Below are 17868 nucleotides of genomic sequence, written 5' to 3'. Positions count from 1 at the left end.
ACCGCCGACACGACTGGCCTGATGGACAGCATGTGCGAAGATCGGGCCATGGCCGTTTTCGCCGGTGACGGGCGCCACCGTGTGGCGGTCCTGGTCCGTGACAAGGTTCTGTCGTTCGAGCTCAGCATCGTTCACCGGATCTTCGGCCAGGCCCGCTCGGCCGCCGGTGTCCCGCTCTACGAGGTCGTGACGTGCGCGCCGGAGCCGGGGAGCGTGCGCACGGACGCCGATTTCCCCATCGGCGTCGCGCACGGATCCGCGGCGCTGGCCGAGGCGGACACCGTCGTCGTCCCCGGCTCCCAGCACGACTTCGAGCCGCCAGGCAGGCCGCTCGAACCCTCGCTCACCGCCGCGCTCGCGCGGATCCGACCCGGCACACGGATCGCCTCGATCTGCACGGGATCGTTCGTGCTGGCCGCGGCGGGCCTGCTCGACGGGCGGCGGGCAACCACCCACTGGCGATCGTCCGCCCGGTTCCGGGAGCGATTCCCGGACGTCGTATTCGACCTGGACGTCCTCTACACCGACGACGACGGCGTCCTCACCTCGGCGGGCGCGGCATCAGGCATCGACCTGTGCCTGCACATGATCCGCACCGACCACGGCGCGGCGGTCGCCAACGACGTGGCGCGCGGCAGCGTCGTCCCGCCCCACCGCGAGGGCGGGCAAGCGCAGTACGTACAGCGACCGATGCCGGACCCGAGAATCTCCTCGACCGGCAAGGCGCGCCAATGGGCACTGGCGAACCTGCACCGGCCCGTCACGCTCCGGGAACTGGCAGCCCAGGAATCGACAAGCACCCGAACCTTCACCCGGCGCTTCCGTGACGAGATCGGCACCTCGCCGGGGCGCTGGCTCACCCAACAGCGCATCGAGCGAGCCTGCGCCCTCCTGGAACGCACGGATCTACCCATCGACGAGATCGCCTCCACCGCGGGCTTCGGCACCGCCGGCTCCATGCGCCTGCATCTGCAAGCCGAACTCGGGGTCTCACCCAGCGCCTACCGCGCCACATTCCGCGGCCCCTGACCCGCCGCACTCGTGCGAAGCCAGTACGTACGCCCACACGGTCTTGCCCGGCCCCGTCCGCCCGCTGACCCCCCACTGCAAGGCGACGGCGTCCACGAGCACCAGCCCCCGGCCGTGCTCGCCGTCGGCGGCGGCCCCGCGCGGAGCGCGCATCGGCATCGCGCCGTGGGTGTCGCTCACCTCGATCCGTACGAGGTCCTTGGCCGTGTTGTACGACAGCCGCAACGCGAAGTCCCGCCCCGGCACCCGCCCATGGAGCACGGCGTTCGCCGCCAGCTCGGCGACGACGAGGGCGGCGGCGTCGGACGGCTGGGAGCCGTACGAGATGCCCCACGCGTCGAGCTGCTGCGTCGCGAGCCTCCGCGCGAGCCGCGCGCCACGCCGGGTGGCGGAGAACCGCTGGTTGAACACACGTACGGTGACGGCCTCTTGGGCCTGGAGGGATGGCATATGCCCAGCGTCCGGGCGGGATTGGACGCTTCACCAGGGACTACGCCAGTACACCTGACCGCTGTACTGGTTGACCCACTGGACCGGGTGAGTAACTACCAGTGATGCTGGACCAGTTGTGCGGGGTACGCATCGAGCCGAGCAGGGGCCAGGGAGAAGTGGCATGAGCAGTGAACCCGAGACGTCGGACAGTCTCAAGACCTTTGGCTCTGTGTTGAAGGTGCTGCGGGAGGAAGACGGCCTGACGCAGGAGGAGTTCGCGCACCTGGTCCAGTACTCGGTGCACTACATCGCCAAGATCGAACAGGGGAAACAGTTCCCGCCGAAGGACCTGCCGAACCGGGCGGGGGCCGTGCTGGATCCGCCCGCGAAGCGGATCATCGAAGCGGCGTTCAAGACCCTGACGAAAGGGGCCGGGCTGGCCTCGTGGTTCAAGAAGTGGGCGATCGTCGAGGAGACGGCGATCTCGCTGTACGCGTACGAGTGCCGGGCGATTCCGGGGCTGTTGCAGCCGGAGGCGTACCTCCGGGCAATCTTCGAGCGGAGGTTGCCACCCCTGACCGAAGAGGAGCTGGAACACAAGGTGGTCGCTCGCCTGGAGCGTCAACGGCTCCTTGCTGAGCGGCCCAACACCTCGTTCAGTTTCATCATCGAACAGGCGCTTCTGGAACGGGGCTTGGGAGGGCCGCACGTCACCAGGGCGGTAATCGATCGCCTGCTGGAGGCAGGCGATCGACGTAACATCGAGATTCAGCTCATGCCACTGCACCAGGCGGACCACATCGGCTCGGACGGGCAGATGTACCTGGCTGAGACACCCGATCACCAGTGGATCGGGTACTTCGAAGGGCACGACAGCAGCACCCTGCTGACGGACCCCAAACTCGCGAGTTCGATGCTCCAGCGCTATGGCAAGATGCGCTCACAGGCCCTGAGCCGTCAGGCCACCGTGAGCCTGCTGGAGCAGATGCGAGGAGCGTAATGAGCACGACTGAACTGACTTGGTTCAAGAGCAGTTACAGCGGCAGCGGCGGCGACAACTGCGTCGAGGTCGCCACCCAACCCCACGCCGTCCTCGTGCGGGACTCCAAAGACCCCCGCATAGGCCGGCTCACCCTCACCCCCACCGCCTGGGCCGCGTTCACCGCCCACGTCGCCGCGCACTGACGCGGCCACGCTGACGGGGCGGCCCGAGCGTTCTCGGGCCACCCCACCCGCGTCGGACGCGCGTTCAGCACATCTTCTGGCTGGCCGCCTGGCCCCCGAGCGGGTCGCCCGCCCTGCGCAGGGAGCCGACCGCCGCCGTGCAGTCCTCCACCGTGTCCGCGCCGCCCGACCAGAACTCCTGGCCGTTGTGGTCGATCCACGCCTTCCCGCCGAAGAAGTCGTCCTGGCTGTAGCTGTAGACGGCGACGCTCACGTCGTAGTCCTTGTTGACGTTACGGAATGAATCCCAGACCCAGAGATATCCGTAATTCTCGTTGCACGTCTTCGAGTAGAACTGCTTGACCGACGCGATGTGCGCACCGGCCCTGTCGATGTAGGCTGTTTTTCCGACCTGGTACGCGTCGGCACAGATTCCCGCCACCCGCGCTTTCGCGCTTGCCGGGTTTCCCGCCTCGCTCGGCGCGGTCGACTTCGCCTTGGCGGACTTCGAAGGGGCCGGTGCCGGGCCGTCGCCCGCGACCGCCGCGCCCGCCGGGATCAGGGCGAATGCGCAGGCCGCGGCGGTGACTGCGCGCTTGGTGTAGCGCATGGGAACAACTTTCTCCGAGCAAAAGGGCGCAGTAAACCCACGGGCCCGCCAATGGCGGCTACCGCTCGGCTATCGGGCCCGATGCCGGCTGCTGGAATTACTTCCGAACACCTAGGCAGACAACGGATCTTGACCGAGGGTTGCACGGATTCCCGGGTTTTGTTTCGGGCGGGTCAGGGCTGGTTTCCCTCACGGGAGACCAGCCCTGATTGCGTTCCTGGGGACTTCTGGGTGTCAACTGGGTGTGATCTTGGTCCGCGCACTATCGGGACGCGGCACGCTCCTGCAACAGCCTGTCCAGCACCGGAATCGGCGAACGCGGGTGTAACAGCAATCGGGCGCCCAGCGATTCGTGCCAGACCTCGGTCAGCTGCTCCATGAGCGTCAGACGCATCGAGTCGGTGACGTGGCTGTAGCGTGCGCTGACCGATCGGTCCTCGTGGCCTATCCGCTCGTCCATGAGGACCTTGGGCGTGCCCAGCTCTTCCATCAACGTTCGGTGGCCGTGTCGGAGGCCGTGACGGGTCAGCCGGTCCTTGATCGGCATCCAGCACGCCTCTGCGCGGCTAGAGGCGCCTGGGCCCCGCACGCGCACCCCGGGGAACGGACCACCGGTCAGGGGAACGGGGTGCGCCTCCTGGGGGGCCTTCCTCGGGTACCAGCCGGTCGCGGCCGGGGTGAAGATCCACGTGGCGTGGCCGGACCGCCTCCAGTGGGCGGCTGCGCGCGACGGTCCGATCTGTCGGACGAAGCCGAGTTCGGCGATCGCTTTCTCGACGCGGGCGCGGGTGTTCTCGGTCACCCTGTCGGGCCGCTTGAGCACGTTAGATACGGTGGCGATCGACACGCTGGCCAGCTCGCCAACTTGACGGAGCGTCGGCCCCGGCTGCCGGGTTCCGCCGAAACCGCGCCCGGCATATACATACGCGAGGCCGTGGCATGCGCAGGGCCGCGGCTCCACGAAGTCCTCCTTGCCAAGCTCGGCGGCGCGAACGCCCTGGGCTTCTCCCGTGCTGCGGTCGACGGCTCCCACATCCGGGCGTTAAAGGGGCATCCGAGACCGGACGAAGCCCCGTTGACCGGGACGGGACGGGCAGCAAGCACCACCTGATTACGGACGCCACGGGCATCCCGCTCGCGGCCACCTTGACCGGCGGCAACCGCAACGACGTCACGTAACTCGTCCCACTCCTCCAGGCCGTGCCGCCCGTGCGTGGCAAGCGCGGCCGGCCCCGGCGCCGCCCCGACGTGGTGCCGGCCGACCGCGGCTACGACCACGACAAGTACCGCCGCCTGGTCTGGGATCTCGGTGTGAAGCCGCTGATCGCCCGCCGGGGAGCCGAGCACGGCTCCGGTCTGGGCACCCAACGCTGGGTCGTGGAGCGCGCGTTCGCCCACCTGCACTGGTTCCGTCGCCTGCGGATCCGTTGGAAGATACGTGACGATATCCACGAAGCCTTGCTCACCTTGGGATGCGCACTCATCTGCTGGCGACGCCTGAAGGCATCCCGGTAGGAGTTCTCAGGTGATGTCATCGACAAGAGCCTCAAGGTGGCGCTCTCCGTCGCGGGTGTGTGCGCCGGCGGCCAGTGCAGCCTTGGCAAGACGGGCTGCAGCGGGCTCACTGAAGAGTCCGCTGAGAAGCTCGTTGGCCTTCCGCAGGCCGTGAGTGGTCGACTCGACCGCGGTGTCGACCGCTTCGGTCGCAGCGCGGGCGACGCCGGGCGGCAGAGCGGCGATGCGGGCGGCGAGGGTGTCGACGACGTGGTCGAGCTCGGTGTCCGGCACGGCCCGGTTCACCCATCCGATCCGTTCCGCGGTTCCGGCATCGATCAGCTGCCCGCCAAGGATGATCTCCAGGGCGCGTGCGCGACCCACGAGACCGGGCAGGTATGCAGTGCCTCCTGCGCCCGGGATGATGCCCAGCCGGCACTCCATCTGGGCCATTCCGGCGCGCTCGAGCGATGCGAACCGCATGTCCATCGCGGACAGCAGTTCCGCACCGCCGCCGCGTGCCAGTCCGCGCAGCTTGGCGATGGTGATCTGCGGCAGCGACCGGATGCGTTCGTGGAGCCGCATCATCGGGTTGAGGGACTGGTCTTGTTCGGGCGCAATGGGGAGGGCAACGAATGTCGCGGGGTCGTCGGCGGTCGTCATGTCGCCGTGCGCGACGAAGAAGTCCGGGTCCGCGCTGTCGAAAACAATCACCCGGATGTCGTGGTCGCCGGACATGGCGTCCGCGAACCGGTCCAGGTCCGTCATCAGAGCGGCGTCGAGCAGATTGATGGGAGAGTTGTCGATCACGACGTGCGCCACGCCGCTGCTGAGAGAGATCTTGAGGGTCGGGTATGCGTCAGTCATGATTCCCGTCTTCGCGTCCGGCCACTAGGTATCTTATCTATACCTAGTAGTACGGATACACTTCAACGAAATCAGGTATCGCGAGGGAGACCGACGTGCCCGAAGTGAAGCTCAACGGCGACGGCCGGAATCTACTCGACCAACTCTTCGACAAGTGGTCCTTGCTGGTACTGGCCGCATTGTGCGACCGCCCCCGGCGCTTCAACGAACTCCGGCAACACATGCCCACTGTCACCCCGAAGTCACTGACCACATGCCTGCGGCGACTGGAGCGCAACGGCATGGTCGAGCGAACGGTCGTGTCCACGGAACCGGTGGCGATCGAATACCGCATCACCCCCCTGGGCCGGACCCTTCGGTCCCCTGTGCACGCCATGCTGGAATGGGCCGTCGATCACCTCGACGCGGTCGAAACCGCCCGCTATCACTACGACGAGCGACGTGTGGACAAGTGACATCCCGGCATGTCTTGCACAGGACGACGCCGTTCACCTCAACGGTCACCCAGCCGATCCGGGCCAGTGCCCAGGGCTCATCCACGAACCTGCTCGCCCGGCCCTCGCCGCGCCGTCGCGACACTCTCGGTGAACTGCTGCTCGACAGGCCGCTGCCGCCTGAAGGTATTTCGATAGGAGCTCTTAGCCGACCTGAACTCAGAGTTCACCCGAACTGAGAGTTCGGGTCGTCGCCGCGTACTCGCCGTAGCTTCCTGCTCGCAGCAGTGGTCTACGAGATGAGTTTCACGTGATGACTGAACCGCCGAGTGTTCTTCCGCACCCCGGCAGGGCGCTGGTGCTCCCGAGCCGGCAGGTGCTGCGGGTTGGTAGGTACTGCGGCCTCCAGGCCCTCGCCCGGATCAACGTCCCGGGCACTGTGGCGGTAGACCCTGCGGTGCGCGGCGTCTACTTCTTCATCAAGTCCGCTGCCACAGCTACATGGCCGACGATGCCTGCCGACGGTCCTCTGGGGGTGACGACGGAACTGGAATTACCGCCCGAGGAGCGTTGCAGGCCGCCCGGCACCTACTGGCTGGTGCCGCCACGGCGAGGGGCTATCAGCGTCACCTGTACACGTGCGCTACGTGCGTCGCTGTCCCACGTCCTTCCTGGACTGTTCGTCGCGCTGTCATCCATCGAGGAGGAGCCTTGATGAACAGGGTAATCAGGCTCGCTGAATGGACGCTCGGTGTCGACACCGAGCCGGGTGCGTCCGGCCCTGTGCACGAGATCGAGTGCACGACGTGCGGCGAGTCGTCGGACGCGCCCGAGGGGCGGACCAGTTCTGAGGAATGGGCGCTCAACCACACCGGCAGAAACCCGGACCACCGCGGCTACCGGGGCATCACGACGACGTTCTTCCGCGTGACGCCGGCCCCCGGCAACCCGTACGCCGAGCAGGCGGATGCCTCGCTTCGGGCTACCTGAGTTGATGACATGAACCGCCCACCCCCCGCATGTTCAGCGCCACCACCGAAGCCTGCGAGTCGTCGGACGCCCTTGCCGCGCCGCCTCAGGGCGAAGGCCGGGGGTGTCTCCACACGCTCTCGATACCGAGCTGCTTCGGCTTCCTCGCGTTCATCGGCACGCTGCTCCTCCTCGCGGCCGTGCACGACCTCACTCAGTGATCCAGCTGTCGAAAGGCGCCCCCATGGCCGCACCCACAGCAGCACAACCAGGACCAGAGAAGGGGCTGGTTGAACTCGAAGAGACCATCCACAAAGGTGGCTTCTGGCGGCTCGTGCCTGAGTCCGTACCTCGCGTGTACGCCCCGGTCGACCGGCCGCTTCTGAAGCACGTCGAGACCTGTTTGCGGCGGCTGGCGTGAGGACGGCGATAGAGGGTCCCAGCGCACCGGCCCTGGAGCCCGTGGCCACCGAGGGATGCGACGTGTGCGGGGCGTTGGCCAGACAACGCGAAGACGCCCGCAGCCTGGGCAGCGCGCCAACGGTCGAGGACTGCAACAACGAGCTGCGCTCCCACCCCCACCACGCCGGCCCAGCTCGGCGGCGCACCCCGTAGCCCCGGCCCCGCCCGCCGTGCTGATGCAGGAAGGGCGTCAGCACGGTCGGGCGGGGCCGGACCAACAAGCCCGCCCCGGTGGACCCTGTCTGCGGGGACTATCGGCAGCCAGACACGCCCCAAACCCAAGGCGACCTAACCGGGCCAGAGTCGCACCCCACCACCAGGCAGCAGGAGAGGAACTTGCCCGTACGACGGAATGCCAAGAAGAAGCCCACTCGGCTGTGCCGACTGCGGCTCGCCGGTCCGACCGAGGAGTCCGGGCGGCGCCTGGAGATCGTGAACGGACTGACTGCTGGCGTGCGCGCTCCGGAGGATGAGCCCGGTGAGTGAGCGCACCGGTCAGGTCCTCTACATGGTGAGCCTCGCCTCGCTGCTCGCCATCCTGTTCCTCGGCATCAAGAACAGCTAGCCGGATCGTGGAAAGGACATGGGCCACTGGCCTGTGCTGGCGCTGCGAGACGCCCGACATTCCAGTGCTGTGGCTGGGGCCCGCTCGCAGCCTCGAGTACGGAGAGGCCCCTCTCTACTGCTGTCTGCCGTGTATCCGCCGAATCGAAGCCCTGATCGCCGCCCACCACCGGACCTGACCGCCCCCCCCCCCCCCCCGGCAGCGAGGCGGATGTTGATCGAGACGTGGCGGATTGCTGACGACTGCCGAAGACGGACGGGCTTTGTGGTGCATCAGGGACACGTGATCTTCCCGGTGCTCTAGGGTTGGCGCCTGTCCCGGTGCCGGTCTGGCGCCGGGTCTTCGTGCTTACTGGGCGGAGTTGGATCATGCGCATGTCGTGGTGGCCGAGTCGGAGCAGCTCATCTCCGGTCCCGCGCATACCACTTCGGACCAGGCTCAGGGAGGCGAGCGCGCCGCTCGCCGTTCGCTCGTTCCGGCTGCACTTCACGGCGCGGATGCTGTCCTGGACCGGGTCGGCCGTGGCTCCGATCGGCATGGCTTTCGCGGTGCTGCACCTCGGCGGAGGAGCGTCCGGGCTCGGTCTGGTGCTCGCGGCCAACATGGCGCCGCAGATCCTTCTCCTGCTGATCGGCGGTGTGGTCGCCGACCGGTGGTCGCGCGCCACCGTGATGGTGTGGACGAACATCCTCAGCGCCGGGACACAGGGCGTAGCGGCCGTCCTTCTGTGGTCCGGCGCGGCGCAGGTGTGGCATCTGGTAGCAGTGTCCGCGCTGTGCGGCGCGGCGAGCAGCTTCTTCACACCGGCCGCTGGCGGCATCGTCGTGGAAGTGGTGCCGGCCGAGCTGCGGTACGCGGCGAACGCGCTGCTCAAGATTGGCCAGAACACGGTCAAGGTCGCGGGCCCCGCGGTCGGCGGCGTGCTGGTCGCCGCCGTCGGGTCGAGCTGGGTGATCGGCTGGGACGCACTCACCTTCGTCGCGGCGGCCGTTCTGTGCGCCCGTCTCGACCTGGCGCCCGTGAAGGCGAAGGTGCGTACCGGGTTCGTGACTGATCTGCGGGAGGGGTGGGACGACTTCTGGGCGCGGCGCTGGCTGTGGGTGATGGTGGTCCAGGGCGCGGTTGTCGTGCCGGTGTGGCTGGTCGGTTACCAGATGCTCGGCCCGGTATACGGCAAGGACTACCTCGGCGGTGCTGCGGGGTGGGGGCTGGTGGTCAGCGCCTTCACCGGCGGCTTGGTGCTCGGTGCCGCTGCGGCCTTGATGTGGAGGGTGCGGCGCGTCGGCGTGGTGGTGTGCGTGGGGACGGGTGCGATGTCGCTGCCGCTGGCGGCGATGGCCGCCGGTCTGCCGCTCGTGCTGGTGGCGTTCGCCGCGTGCACGGCTGGCACCGGGTTGTCCCTGAGCATGACGGTCTGGGCGAGCCTGGTCCAGGAGCGCATCCCGAAGGAGAAGCTGAGCCGGATCATGTCGTACTCCACGCTCGGGCAGGTGCTGCCGGTCCCGCTGGGGTATCTGGCGGCCGGGCCGGCGAGCGCGTACTTCGGGGTGCGGCCGACGCTCGCCGCCGGGGCCGGCGCCATCGTGGCCGCCATGATCGTGCCGTTGCTGTTGCGTCAGGTCCGGGCACTGGCCCTCGCCCCGGTTAAGGTGGCGGAGGAGACACTGGTGAGCGCGCCGAGGTAGAAGGTGCGGTCGGTTTCGACGGCCGCGGTGAAGCTGCGCAGGCCGCGGTCGCGGGCGGCGGCGTCGCGTTCATCGGCATCGGTGTCCCCGGGCAGGCCCCAGTGGTTGAGCAGGTGGGCGGCGATCCGGGCAGGGGCGAGATGGGCGGTGCTGTGTCCGGGGTGCTCGGCGAGGGCGGCGTTCGTCCGCAGAGCGTGCAGGACGAGTTCTTCCGTGGGCAGCTCGGCGTTGAGCAGAGGGCCTGCTTCAGCGCGCGACACCGGGTAAATGGGCCAGGCGTCGTCGAGGCGCGCCGAGCGCACTGCGAGACGTGTCAGCTGCTCGCCCGGATCGGCATGGGATCGCTCGTTGGCGGTGAGCCAGTAGGAGAGCTGCTCGTCTGTGAGATCGGTCAGCGCCAGGCCGCGGTGGGCCGCGAAGTCCTCAACGGCGCACTCATGGACGGTGCGTTGGCCGTCGGGGGCGAGGAGGCGGGACAGGACGTGGGTGCGCCAGCGCCGGGGAAATGCGGGGTCGTAGAGCTGCTGGTGCTGGAGGAGCGGCAGGAACGGAAGACCGCTGTCCGTGGAGGGAGTGAAGGCGGCGTTCCAGTAGCGGACGAAGCTGGTCTGCCACGGCTCCTCCACCCACCCCGGCGCCGTCAACTCCACGGTGGTGGGCCGGTCTTTGGCCAGGACGCGAAGGGCTCTCTCCGCGTCCTCCCGCTTGAGGTCGTGCGGGGTGCCGCATCCCCAGATGTCGGCCCTCGTGTAGACCTCGCCGAGGCTGCGGTCGGTCATGAGGCGCCCCAGCGCGGTGCAGGTCCGCTGGCTATAAGGCAGCTGGCGCGCGGTCTCGGTCAGGCCCTGCGCCTCGGGCTTGGTGATGCGGCCGGCATCTGTGGCGTGTTCGAAGGCGGCACGGAGGTTCACCAGGGCCTGCGTCAGCGGCCGGCCGGCCGGCTCCTGGAGGACCGCGACGTCGTCGTCGGCGTCCAGCAGCCCGCTGCGGAAGGCGTGGTAGATCCGGCCGATGCCGACCATCCCGTACGGGGCCAGTTCGGCGGCGCGCAGCGCGCCCATGCTGGAGGCCCCGTAGACGGCGACTCCCTTGGCCAGGAGCATCAGGATCTCCTTGTGCCGCACGGGTGCGCTCTGGTGCCACAGCCCGTCGATGATCAGAACGCGGTCAATAGCCTTCAGCCGAAGGCGGAGGAGGTCTCCGTGCTGGACGGGCGGGTGCACGACCGCGCCCGGCAGGATGCTCGTGATGCGGGCCGAGGTGATGGTCGGCCCGGCGAAGACATGCGTGCTCATGAGGCTGCCTTCCGGGGGCGGGGCACGGTGTGCCGGACGGTGTAGCGCAGGGCGGGTGCACACACCTTGACCACGGCGAACTCCGCGCGCTCATACGGCCCCCACGTCAGATCCACCACCAGCGGTGCCTGTCCCGTAGCGGTGGCTACGGCGGTCGCCAGATCGTGCGCGAGCTCGGTGTCGCTGGCGGCGGGGGCGCCATAGCGGTTCTCGATCGTCGGCCACGGCACCGGGTTCTCGGCGGAGGGCGTGGGGGCACGGTGCGGTGCGGGCCGGTAGGCGAGCGGCTGGTTGTCCTCGCGGCTGCCGCTGATCAGCGTGAGCCGGGTCTGCGCGGCCTCGGTGATCGCCCGCCACAGTGCGATGCCCGGGTCCGGGTGGGCGCCGGAACCAGCGACGACGGCTGCGGACTGGTCCTCGCGCCACAGGTAGCAGCACATCACCGGAACTCCGTACCGGTTGGGTACGTGCCGCAGCTCCCACCAGCATCCTCGCTGGGAGAGCCGCTCCAGCAGGGCGGCGCAGTACGGGGTGTTCACCGTCGAGGAGTCCACCACCTCGGCCTGACCCGCGCTGGTGTCGGTGAGGCCGGACAGGGCGTCGCGCTCGATCACCTCGCACAGGCCGTGCACGATCGCCTCGGCCCGGGTGTTCCCGGACGCGAGGCCGTTCGTGGAGGCGCTGGGCAGGTGCTGGCGCCAGTCGTTGTGGATCGTGCGGCCCAGCCGCACCGCGGCCTGGGGCACAAGGGTCTCGGCGTGGTCGACAGCGGAGCGCGCGGTGACCCAGTCCAGTCGCACGCCGTTGGTGAGGAGGCTGCCGGGATGCTGCTCCAAGTCCGTGATCGGGTATGGAAGATCAAGGTCTGCCGCAGGAGCCTGCGCGAGAGAGACGGGCGGGAGGGCACGCTCGGCGTGCCAGACCTCGATGGCCTCCATGGCGGCGGAGACGCGGGCCGCGTCCAAGGTGGTGCCCTTGCCTTGGGCAACCGACAGCGTCCGCGCGAGCGGTCGTACGGCCATCGTGACGGGGATGCCGAGATCGTCGAGGCCGGTGACGTCGGCGACGCGGGTGATGCCGAAGCCGGCCAGCAGCGGCTTGATGTCCTGCCACGTCTGCTCGGGTGGGCGGGTGCGGTGGCTGCCGTCGAAGCAGTGCGTACGCATGCGTTCCCTCTCCGGATCTGTGGCTGACGCGCACGAGGGCCGCCGCCCCGTGCCCCGGGCAGGTGCAGAAGAGCGGCGGCCCGTCGTACGGGAAGGCGGGCCGGATCAGACCGCCGGGACCTCGTAGGTGTGGGTGTCGGGGAAGGCGCTGTCCGGCACGGCCGGGTCGCCGCCCGCGTTCTGCGGCAGCTGGCCTTCCGTGTGGAGTTCGGTGATGAAGTCCGCGGGGTCAACCGCCTGCGCGGTCGAGGACTTCGTGATCTGAGGGGCCATGAGCGTGTTCCTCCTGTACTCGAACGGACTGCTACACCGTGAGGTCGGTGAAGCAGATGGTGAGCAGCACCTCGCGCGAGCTGGTGTCGAGCGGGGTACGCCAGTGAGGGGCCCGACTTCCGTCGAACCCGGCCAGGGTGCGGTAGCCGATCGGGAACGGCTCGCCCCCGTCGGGGTAGGGGGTGCCCGCGAGCCGTTCGACGACCTGGTCGGTGCTGAGGAAGCGCAGGTTCGGCAGCCAGCCCATGGGGCCCAGGTTCGGCGTCAGCCCGCACGAGAACGTGATCTCGCACTTGCCGTCGTCGCGGTGCACATGCATGTAGTCGCCGGGGCTGTAGTACTTCAGCCCCATCCGGATCGCCGTCATCGTGGCGTTTCCGGTCGCCTCGGCCGCCATGTCGGCGAGCCCCTTCGAGCGCGCCAGGGCGTTGACGGCCGGCCCGCCAGGATGGACCCGGCACCGCTGGGGGGAGGTGATAGAACCGTCCCGCATCGCCAGCAGGCCAGGCCGCTGGTTGTGGCGCACCACCGCGTACCGCTCGTACTGCTCGGCCTCCGCGGCGACTTCGTCCCACCGGTCCGTCTCGATGACCTCCGGCGGCACGTCCACCCGCCCGGTCGCCAGCCACTGCTTCCGCAGCATGCCGCCCCCGCTCACAGGTCGAAGAATTCCATCGTGACCAGCAGTCCCTCACTGGTCATCGGACGGCGCCAGTGCGGGACGCCGTACCCGGCGAACGCCCGCACTGCCCCCTCCTCGCCGTACGGGTGCTGGAGCGAGGTGAACTCGCCGCCCTCGGGGAACACCCCGTGATCGGCGACCACCTTGCCCAGCACGTCGACGCTCGCGTTGTACAGGTGCGGCGCCCACCCCATCGCCGGCAGGTCCTCGGTGACCGTGAACGCCACGGTGACCGTCGACTTGATGGAGTCCAGGTGCAGACCCTGGAAGTCTCCCTCCCGGTAGCGGACGACCGCGCCGCCCCGGGGCACCAGCCGAGGAATCCCGGTGTGCTCGCGCACGGCCGACAGCAGCTCTTTGTCGTACGCCAGCGTCTCCAGGGCCGGTCCGGGCTTGATGAACGCGCAGTGCACCGGCGTCGCGAAGGATCCGTCGCGGTGCGCGGCCGTGTGGTCGTGCACGTGCGGGACCGCCTGGTCCAGGCGCTCGGCGGCCTCCGACTTGATCGCGGCGAACCGGTCCGTCGAGAGGACACCGGGGATGATCACGGTTCCGATCCGGGCCCATGCAGCACGCGCCGGACTCTGCTCGCTCTGAGGTTCGGTGTTCTGCACCACGAGGAGACCTCCTTCCGTCCAGGAGCCGGCCCTTTCGGCCTCGGCCCGATCGACACGGCGGACTGGGCACCGCCTGATGTGTAGTCAACGCCGCGGCGTGGTATGTCCCCAGTGCCACACAGGGGTTCAATTCCTGGCCCCCCAGGGCCATTTGCAGGGCCACACTGCGCACCTTCGCTGACCACGTTTGGGAGCGGGCGGATGATGGCATCGGACGGCATAGGGGTTCTTCTGCGCACCCGGCGCGAACAGGCCGGACTGACCCGCGAGGACGCGGCGCTCCTCATGGCGCAGGCGCTCGGCGAGCCCTTCGACGCGGAGAACTTCAAACGATGGGAACGCGAGACTCGCCTCCCAACCCCTCGGTGGCACCGCAGTATTGAGGCAGTACTCGGAATCCCCCTGGAGGAGATCGTCCGGGCGCGGGCCGTCTCGCAGGCATTCCGATTACGCCGCAAGACGGCCAGGATGGATGGAGAGGAGGCGACGGCCATGAAACGACGCGCATTCATCACCGGCACCCTCGCGGTGGCTGGCGTAGGGGCCTTACCCGAGCTCACCGAGGCGCACGAGGGCATCGACACGGCCCTGCAAGGCTCGGATGCTGCCGACATCGCCTACCTGGAATCGGTGTTCGAACGGAACACCGGCGGCTACCACGGCCGCGACCCGCAAGCCGTCCTCTCCGAGATGCACGAAGACCTCCAGGTCTTGCGGAGCGTACTGGAACGGCCCCACACCGCGCGCGACCGCGCCACCGTCGTACGCACCGCCGCCGGCCTCACCGGACTGGTCGCGATCATCCAGCACGACCGGGGCAACCAACAGGACGCACGGCACTGGTTCGCCACAGCGGCCCGCGCCGCCGCCGAGTCCGGCGACCGCCAGATGATGGCCTGGGTCCTCGCCCGCCACGCCATGGTCCCGCTGAACTATGGCGCCCCACGCGCCGCCGCCGAACTCGCCGCCCGCGCCCGCCGCATTGCCGGGAAAACGCCCAGTGCCGCCGCCGCGCTCGCAGCGGCCGTCAGCTCAAGAGCCCTTGCCGCCACCGGCGACAGACGAGGCGCCCTGAACGCCGTCACGCGAGTTCGAGGAACGCTCGAACAACTCGATCGAACCGGGCTGGCCGACACGTGGTTCGGCTACCCGCCCCAGAAGCACAGCGTGCACCTCTCCCAGGCATTCACCCTGCTCGGCGAGACCAAGCAGGCGCACGCCGAGCAAGAAGCGGCGCTCGCACTGACCAGCTCGCCCTCGGTCATGACCCGGGCCCTGCTGGCACTGGACAACGCCCAATGCCTGCTCGCCGACCGCGACCCGCAAGGCGCCGCCGACACGGCCACCGAAGTGTGGAAGCACCTCCCCAAAGGTTTCCGTACCGGGCTCGTCCGCACCCGCGCCGAGACGCTGCGAGGCGGCCTCACCGGGAAGCCACGCGATCAGCTCACCGAAGTACTCAGCGCGTGAAGTAGACCCGCGCCGTAGGCCACCCCGCCGAACCCGACAACCGACTCGCCTAGTGAACGGTCCACGAATCTCCGGTCAGCAGGCGAGGCTCGGTGATTTCATCCAGCACGGCACGGTCGCGGGTGGCCACCGTCGCAACCTCCCGGCCGATCACCTCGTACGACCAGTCCGCCGCGATCACTGACGGCATCAAATGAGACAGGGCGGTTGTGTTGCATCGGCTCTGAGCTGCGGCTACCTCTCGGGCACTTCTGCCGAATCTGGGTGTGAAGTGGGTGTGACCTTGAAGGAGCGAGAAGGGATAGGAAGGGGTGTCATCGGTGCCTAAGAAGTCGTACCGTCGAGCAACAGGGCGGCCGACACCATTCTGACCTGGCCCTTTAGGGACTACAGCACAGGTCAGAGCCTCGTAGTCCGTCCCCGATTTAACCGCAGTCCTAATCTGGGCGAAAGGGCGCGGTAAACCCACGGGCCCGCCAATGGCGGCTACCGCTCGGTTATCGGGCCCGATGCCGGCTGCTGGAATTACTTCCGAACACCTAGGCAGACAACGGATCTTGACCGAGGGTTGCACGATTCCCCGGTTTCATTTCGGACGGGTAAACGGAATTCACGCCTCGGCTCCATTTCAACCTCAGGAGACACATGACGACCGACAACAACGCGTTCACCGGCAGCCGACGCCGGCCGTGGCACGTGCTCCCTTCCTCCGTGCGGGCGGGCATCGAGGAGGTGCTCGGAGGGCGGGTGGTGGGGGCCAGGAGCCAGCCGGGCGGGTTCTCCGACGGGCTCGCGGCGCGGCTGGAACTGGCGGACGGGCGCAGGGCGTTCGCCAAGGCCGTGGACGCGGGGGCGGCGCCGGGTGTGGCGGCGTTTCATCGGCGGGAGGCCGTGGTGAACGGGGCGCTGCCGTACGGGGCTCCCGTACCGAGTTTGCTCGGGTCGTACGACGACCGGGGGTGGGTGGCGCTCGTCTTCGAGGATGTGGCAGGGATGTTGCCCGTACAGCCGTGGCGGGAGGACGAGTTGCGGCGGGTGCTCGACGCATTGACCGGTCTTTCGGAGTCTCTGACCCCTTCACCGGGTCTCAACTGCCCCGACGTGTCTCCCCGGTTGGGCGGTTGGGGGCGGCTGGCGGACAGCCCTCGGTCGCTGGCGAAGTTGGGTGTGGTCGCGGCGGGTGCGGCGCGCGAGTTGGACCGCCACCTCGCTCTTGAGGCGGAGCTGCCGGAGGCGGTCGCCGGGGAGACGCTGACGCACGGCGATCTGTATCCGTTCAACGTCCTCCTTACAAAAGAGCACGTCGTGGTCGTGGACTGGCCGCATGCCTGGACGGGGCCCGCCTACGCGGATCTGGTGATGCTGCTCGGCAGCGTGGCGCTGAGCGGGGTCGACCCGGAGCGGTACGCCGCGCGGCATCCGCTACTGCGGGGTGTCGATCCGGCGGCGGTGGACGTGCTCATCTCGGCGCAGGCGGGGTTTCTGCTGGCGGCGGCGTGCGGGATGGACTCGGCGGATGCGGGGGCGGATCCGAGGCTGGAGCGCCCGATGACGGAGCTGGGGCTCGCGTCGCTGCGGTGGCTGTCGCTACGGGGCGGGCGTTGATCTCCGTAACGGCTTCTTCCCGCAGTGGCGTCGAAGGACCTGATCGCAGCCGAAAGCACCCAGAACTGCACCAGAGCGATGAGCCATCCGGTTACGGCGGAGAACTGGTTCACGGTGAACAGGAACGCCTGCCCGAGCAGCAGGTCCACCAGCACCGAGCCCCGCAGCACCCGCAGTGCGGCAAGGCAGTCACGGCGCCACAGGAGCAGGCCCCGTGTACTCAGCGCAACCGCGGCAGCCGTGCACGGCGGTGTAGGCGACGACGGCGGTGAGCAGGGGACGGCTCCGGGCGACGCGGTCCGTGGACGCGTACAGCGTGCCGCTCGGTGGCGTGCCGGTACCGCGGTCGGTGTGCCAGGCGAGGACGGCCACCGCGCCGCCCCACAGCATGTGTGGGATGTGCAGATGGCTGCTCGCCCCCGTGCCGCCGAGCTTGGGGTAGCCGGCGCACTACCCGGCCGGTAGGGACGGATTCGTCGTTACGGTCTTCGGCCGCGGCCCTGCGGGAACTGCCCCAGACTCACCGCTCGGTGGATGACCAGTGCCAGCTCCCGGGTGTCCTCGGTGAACGTGTCGACGCGTATCTTGTCGCCGCCGCGCAGATGGATGCCGAAGGTGAAGCCCATGCCTCGCGCCTCGGCCAGCAGCCGTCCGTCGTCGCCGTTGGCGCTCACCTGCTCGATGTCTGTCCAGGGGATCAGCGTGGCGGTGCCGGCGATCCGGTGAGTCAGACCTCGCTCGTGGACGTCGAAGCTCTGGTCCCGGGTGCGAAGTGCTTGTATCAGTCGCCAGATCCCCAGGCTCAGGCCCACCAGGCCAACTCCGAGCAGCAGACCCGCCAGTTGGGGGGCGCCGTCGGTGGTGCCGATGGAGGCGACGGCGACGGGTATTCCGAAGGCCGTACCCACGGCGCCCGTGACCAGCAGGGCGCCGGCCTGGCGCAGGCGTCTGCCGCCGTCGGTACGGTGTTCGCGGACGAATCCGCCCAGTTGCCGGGCTGCTTCCGTGCGCCGCATCAGGTCCCCTCCCGAGTGGTGAACGCCTCAAAG

21 protein-coding genes and 1 pseudogene are annotated in these 17868 nt (G+C 68.8%); 10 read left to right on the top strand and 12 right to left on the bottom strand.

Annotation, left to right across the window (positions count from 1 at the left end):
* Positions 1 to 21 precede the first annotated feature (21 nt).
* Entirely contained in the window at positions 22 to 1029 is a 1008-nt protein-coding gene (locus tag ACFWV8_RS24610; protein WP_384207007.1) for a GlxA family transcriptional regulator, read from the top strand.
* Here the strand turns inward: ACFWV8_RS24610 and ACFWV8_RS24605 are convergent.
* Positions 991 to 1479, bottom strand: a complete 489-nt coding sequence (locus ACFWV8_RS24605; protein ID WP_384207000.1) for an ATP-binding protein — start codon at positions 1477 to 1479, stop codon at positions 991 to 993. The genes ACFWV8_RS24610 and ACFWV8_RS24605 overlap by 39 nt on opposite strands.
* A 163-nt stretch (positions 1480 to 1642) precedes the next feature.
* Between ACFWV8_RS24605 and ACFWV8_RS24600 the strand changes: the two genes are divergently transcribed.
* Both ACFWV8_RS24600 and ACFWV8_RS24595 read left to right on the top strand, forming a co-directional pair.
* A complete protein-coding gene (locus tag ACFWV8_RS24600) occupies positions 1643 to 2461 on the top strand; it encodes a Scr1 family TA system antitoxin-like transcriptional regulator (RefSeq protein ID WP_384206993.1) in 819 nt (272 codons plus the stop codon).
* Complete coding sequence (locus tag ACFWV8_RS24595) at positions 2461 to 2646, top strand: DUF397 domain-containing protein (RefSeq protein ID WP_384206985.1); 186 nt, start codon at positions 2461 to 2463, stop codon at positions 2644 to 2646. Before ACFWV8_RS24600 ends, ACFWV8_RS24595 begins: the two co-directional genes overlap by 1 nt.
* 64 nt (positions 2647 to 2710) lie before the next feature.
* On the opposite strand, the gene ACFWV8_RS24590 is transcribed toward ACFWV8_RS24595, so the two are convergent.
* Both ACFWV8_RS24590 and ACFWV8_RS24585 read right to left on the bottom strand, forming a co-directional pair.
* Positions 2711 to 3235 carry a hypothetical protein gene (locus ACFWV8_RS24590; RefSeq protein WP_384206978.1) on the bottom strand — a complete coding sequence of 175 codons (525 nt, stop codon included), beginning with the start codon at positions 3233 to 3235 and terminating at the stop codon, positions 2711 to 2713.
* A 262-nt stretch (positions 3236 to 3497) separates the two neighbouring features.
* Complete coding sequence (locus ACFWV8_RS24585; protein WP_384206971.1) at positions 3498 to 4196, bottom strand: LacI family DNA-binding transcriptional regulator; 699 nt, start codon at positions 4194 to 4196, stop codon at positions 3498 to 3500.
* Here ACFWV8_RS24585 and ACFWV8_RS24580 point away from each other — a divergent pair.
* Positions 4188 to 4750: pseudogene (locus tag ACFWV8_RS24580) on the top strand (IS5 family transposase); the annotation flags it as partial. The gene ACFWV8_RS24585 and the pseudogene ACFWV8_RS24580 sit on opposite strands and share 9 nt — an antisense overlap.
* Before the next feature lie 6 nt (positions 4751 to 4756).
* Here ACFWV8_RS24580 and ACFWV8_RS24575 read toward each other — a convergent pair.
* On the bottom strand, positions 4757 to 5596 hold the full coding sequence (locus ACFWV8_RS24575) for an enoyl-CoA hydratase/isomerase family protein (protein ID WP_384206964.1): 840 nt from the start codon (positions 5594 to 5596) through the stop codon (positions 4757 to 4759).
* Positions 5597 to 5691: 95 nt separating this feature from the next.
* Between ACFWV8_RS24575 and ACFWV8_RS24570 the strand changes: the two genes are divergently transcribed.
* From ACFWV8_RS24570 to ACFWV8_RS24555, 4 genes are all read left to right on the top strand, one after another.
* Positions 5692 to 6051: a winged helix-turn-helix transcriptional regulator gene (locus tag ACFWV8_RS24570; RefSeq protein ID WP_384206959.1), complete on the top strand. Its 360-nt coding sequence runs from the start codon at positions 5692 to 5694 to the stop codon at positions 6049 to 6051.
* Between the two features lie 693 nt (positions 6052 to 6744).
* Positions 6745 to 7020 carry a hypothetical protein gene (locus ACFWV8_RS24565; RefSeq protein ID WP_384206953.1) on the top strand — a complete coding sequence of 92 codons (276 nt, stop codon included), beginning with the start codon at positions 6745 to 6747 and terminating at the stop codon, positions 7018 to 7020.
* Positions 7021 to 7049: 29 nt separating this feature from the next.
* A complete protein-coding gene (locus tag ACFWV8_RS24560; RefSeq protein WP_384206950.1) occupies positions 7050 to 7220 on the top strand; it encodes a hypothetical protein in 171 nt (56 codons plus the stop codon).
* Between the two features lie 1174 nt (positions 7221 to 8394).
* On the top strand, positions 8395 to 9711 hold the full coding sequence (locus tag ACFWV8_RS24555) for an MFS transporter (protein WP_384206947.1): 1317 nt from the start codon (positions 8395 to 8397) through the stop codon (positions 9709 to 9711).
* Here the strand turns inward: ACFWV8_RS24555 and ACFWV8_RS24550 are convergent.
* The 5 genes from ACFWV8_RS24550 to ACFWV8_RS24530 form a co-directional block, all read right to left on the bottom strand.
* On the bottom strand, positions 9642 to 11006 hold the full coding sequence (locus ACFWV8_RS24550) for a TfuA-like protein (RefSeq protein WP_384206944.1): 1365 nt from the start codon (positions 11004 to 11006) through the stop codon (positions 9642 to 9644). The two genes, ACFWV8_RS24555 and ACFWV8_RS24550, sit on opposite strands and share 70 nt — an antisense overlap.
* Positions 11003 to 12172 (bottom strand): YcaO-like family protein, encoded by a 1170-nt coding sequence (locus ACFWV8_RS24545; protein WP_384206941.1) that lies wholly within the window; start codon positions 12170 to 12172, stop codon positions 11003 to 11005. The genes ACFWV8_RS24550 and ACFWV8_RS24545 overlap by 4 nt, the downstream gene beginning before the upstream one ends.
* A 105-nt stretch (positions 12173 to 12277) precedes the next feature.
* Positions 12278 to 12445 carry a hypothetical protein gene (locus tag ACFWV8_RS24540; RefSeq protein ID WP_384206939.1) on the bottom strand — a complete coding sequence of 56 codons (168 nt, stop codon included), beginning with the start codon at positions 12443 to 12445 and terminating at the stop codon, positions 12278 to 12280.
* Between the two features lie 31 nt (positions 12446 to 12476).
* Positions 12477 to 13103 carry a hypothetical protein gene (locus ACFWV8_RS24535; protein WP_384206936.1) on the bottom strand — a complete coding sequence of 209 codons (627 nt, stop codon included), beginning with the start codon at positions 13101 to 13103 and terminating at the stop codon, positions 12477 to 12479.
* Entirely contained in the window at positions 13100 to 13744 is a 645-nt protein-coding gene (locus ACFWV8_RS24530) for a hypothetical protein (protein WP_384206933.1), read from the bottom strand. The genes ACFWV8_RS24535 and ACFWV8_RS24530 overlap by 4 nt, the downstream gene beginning before the upstream one ends.
* Positions 13745 to 14029: 285 nt before the next feature.
* Here ACFWV8_RS24530 and ACFWV8_RS24525 point away from each other — a divergent pair, with 285 nt between their 5' ends.
* On the top strand, positions 14030 to 15214 hold the full coding sequence (locus tag ACFWV8_RS24525) for a transcriptional regulator (protein WP_384206929.1): 1185 nt from the start codon (positions 14030 to 14032) through the stop codon (positions 15212 to 15214).
* 49 nt (positions 15215 to 15263) lie between these two features.
* Here the strand turns inward: ACFWV8_RS24525 and ACFWV8_RS24520 are convergent, their stop codons facing one another.
* Positions 15264 to 15395 carry a hypothetical protein gene (locus tag ACFWV8_RS24520; RefSeq protein WP_384206924.1) on the bottom strand — a complete coding sequence of 44 codons (132 nt, stop codon included), beginning with the start codon at positions 15393 to 15395 and terminating at the stop codon, positions 15264 to 15266.
* A 464-nt stretch (positions 15396 to 15859) separates the two neighbouring features.
* Between ACFWV8_RS24520 and ACFWV8_RS24515 the strand changes: the two genes are divergently transcribed.
* Entirely contained in the window at positions 15860 to 16819 is a 960-nt protein-coding gene (locus tag ACFWV8_RS24515; protein WP_384206919.1) for an aminoglycoside phosphotransferase family protein, read from the top strand.
* Between the two features lie 189 nt (positions 16820 to 17008).
* On the opposite strand, the gene ACFWV8_RS24510 is transcribed toward ACFWV8_RS24515, so the two are convergent.
* The gene (locus tag ACFWV8_RS24510; RefSeq protein WP_384206917.1) at positions 17009 to 17209 is read right to left on the bottom strand and encodes a hypothetical protein; all 201 of its coding nucleotides are present in this window, start codon (positions 17207 to 17209) and stop codon (positions 17009 to 17011) included.
* 89 nt (positions 17210 to 17298) lie between these two features.
* Entirely contained in the window at positions 17299 to 17835 is a 537-nt protein-coding gene (locus ACFWV8_RS24505; protein WP_384206913.1) for a hypothetical protein, read from the bottom strand.
* Positions 17836 to 17868: the final 33 nt, after the last annotated feature.

Source organism: Streptomyces sp. NPDC058665 (assembly GCF_042714995.1).
GTDB lineage: Bacteria > Actinomycetota > Actinomycetes > Streptomycetales > Streptomycetaceae > Streptomyces.
Note: the sequence above shows the minus strand (reverse complement) of the source record. Positions and strands in the feature narration are given on the sequence as shown.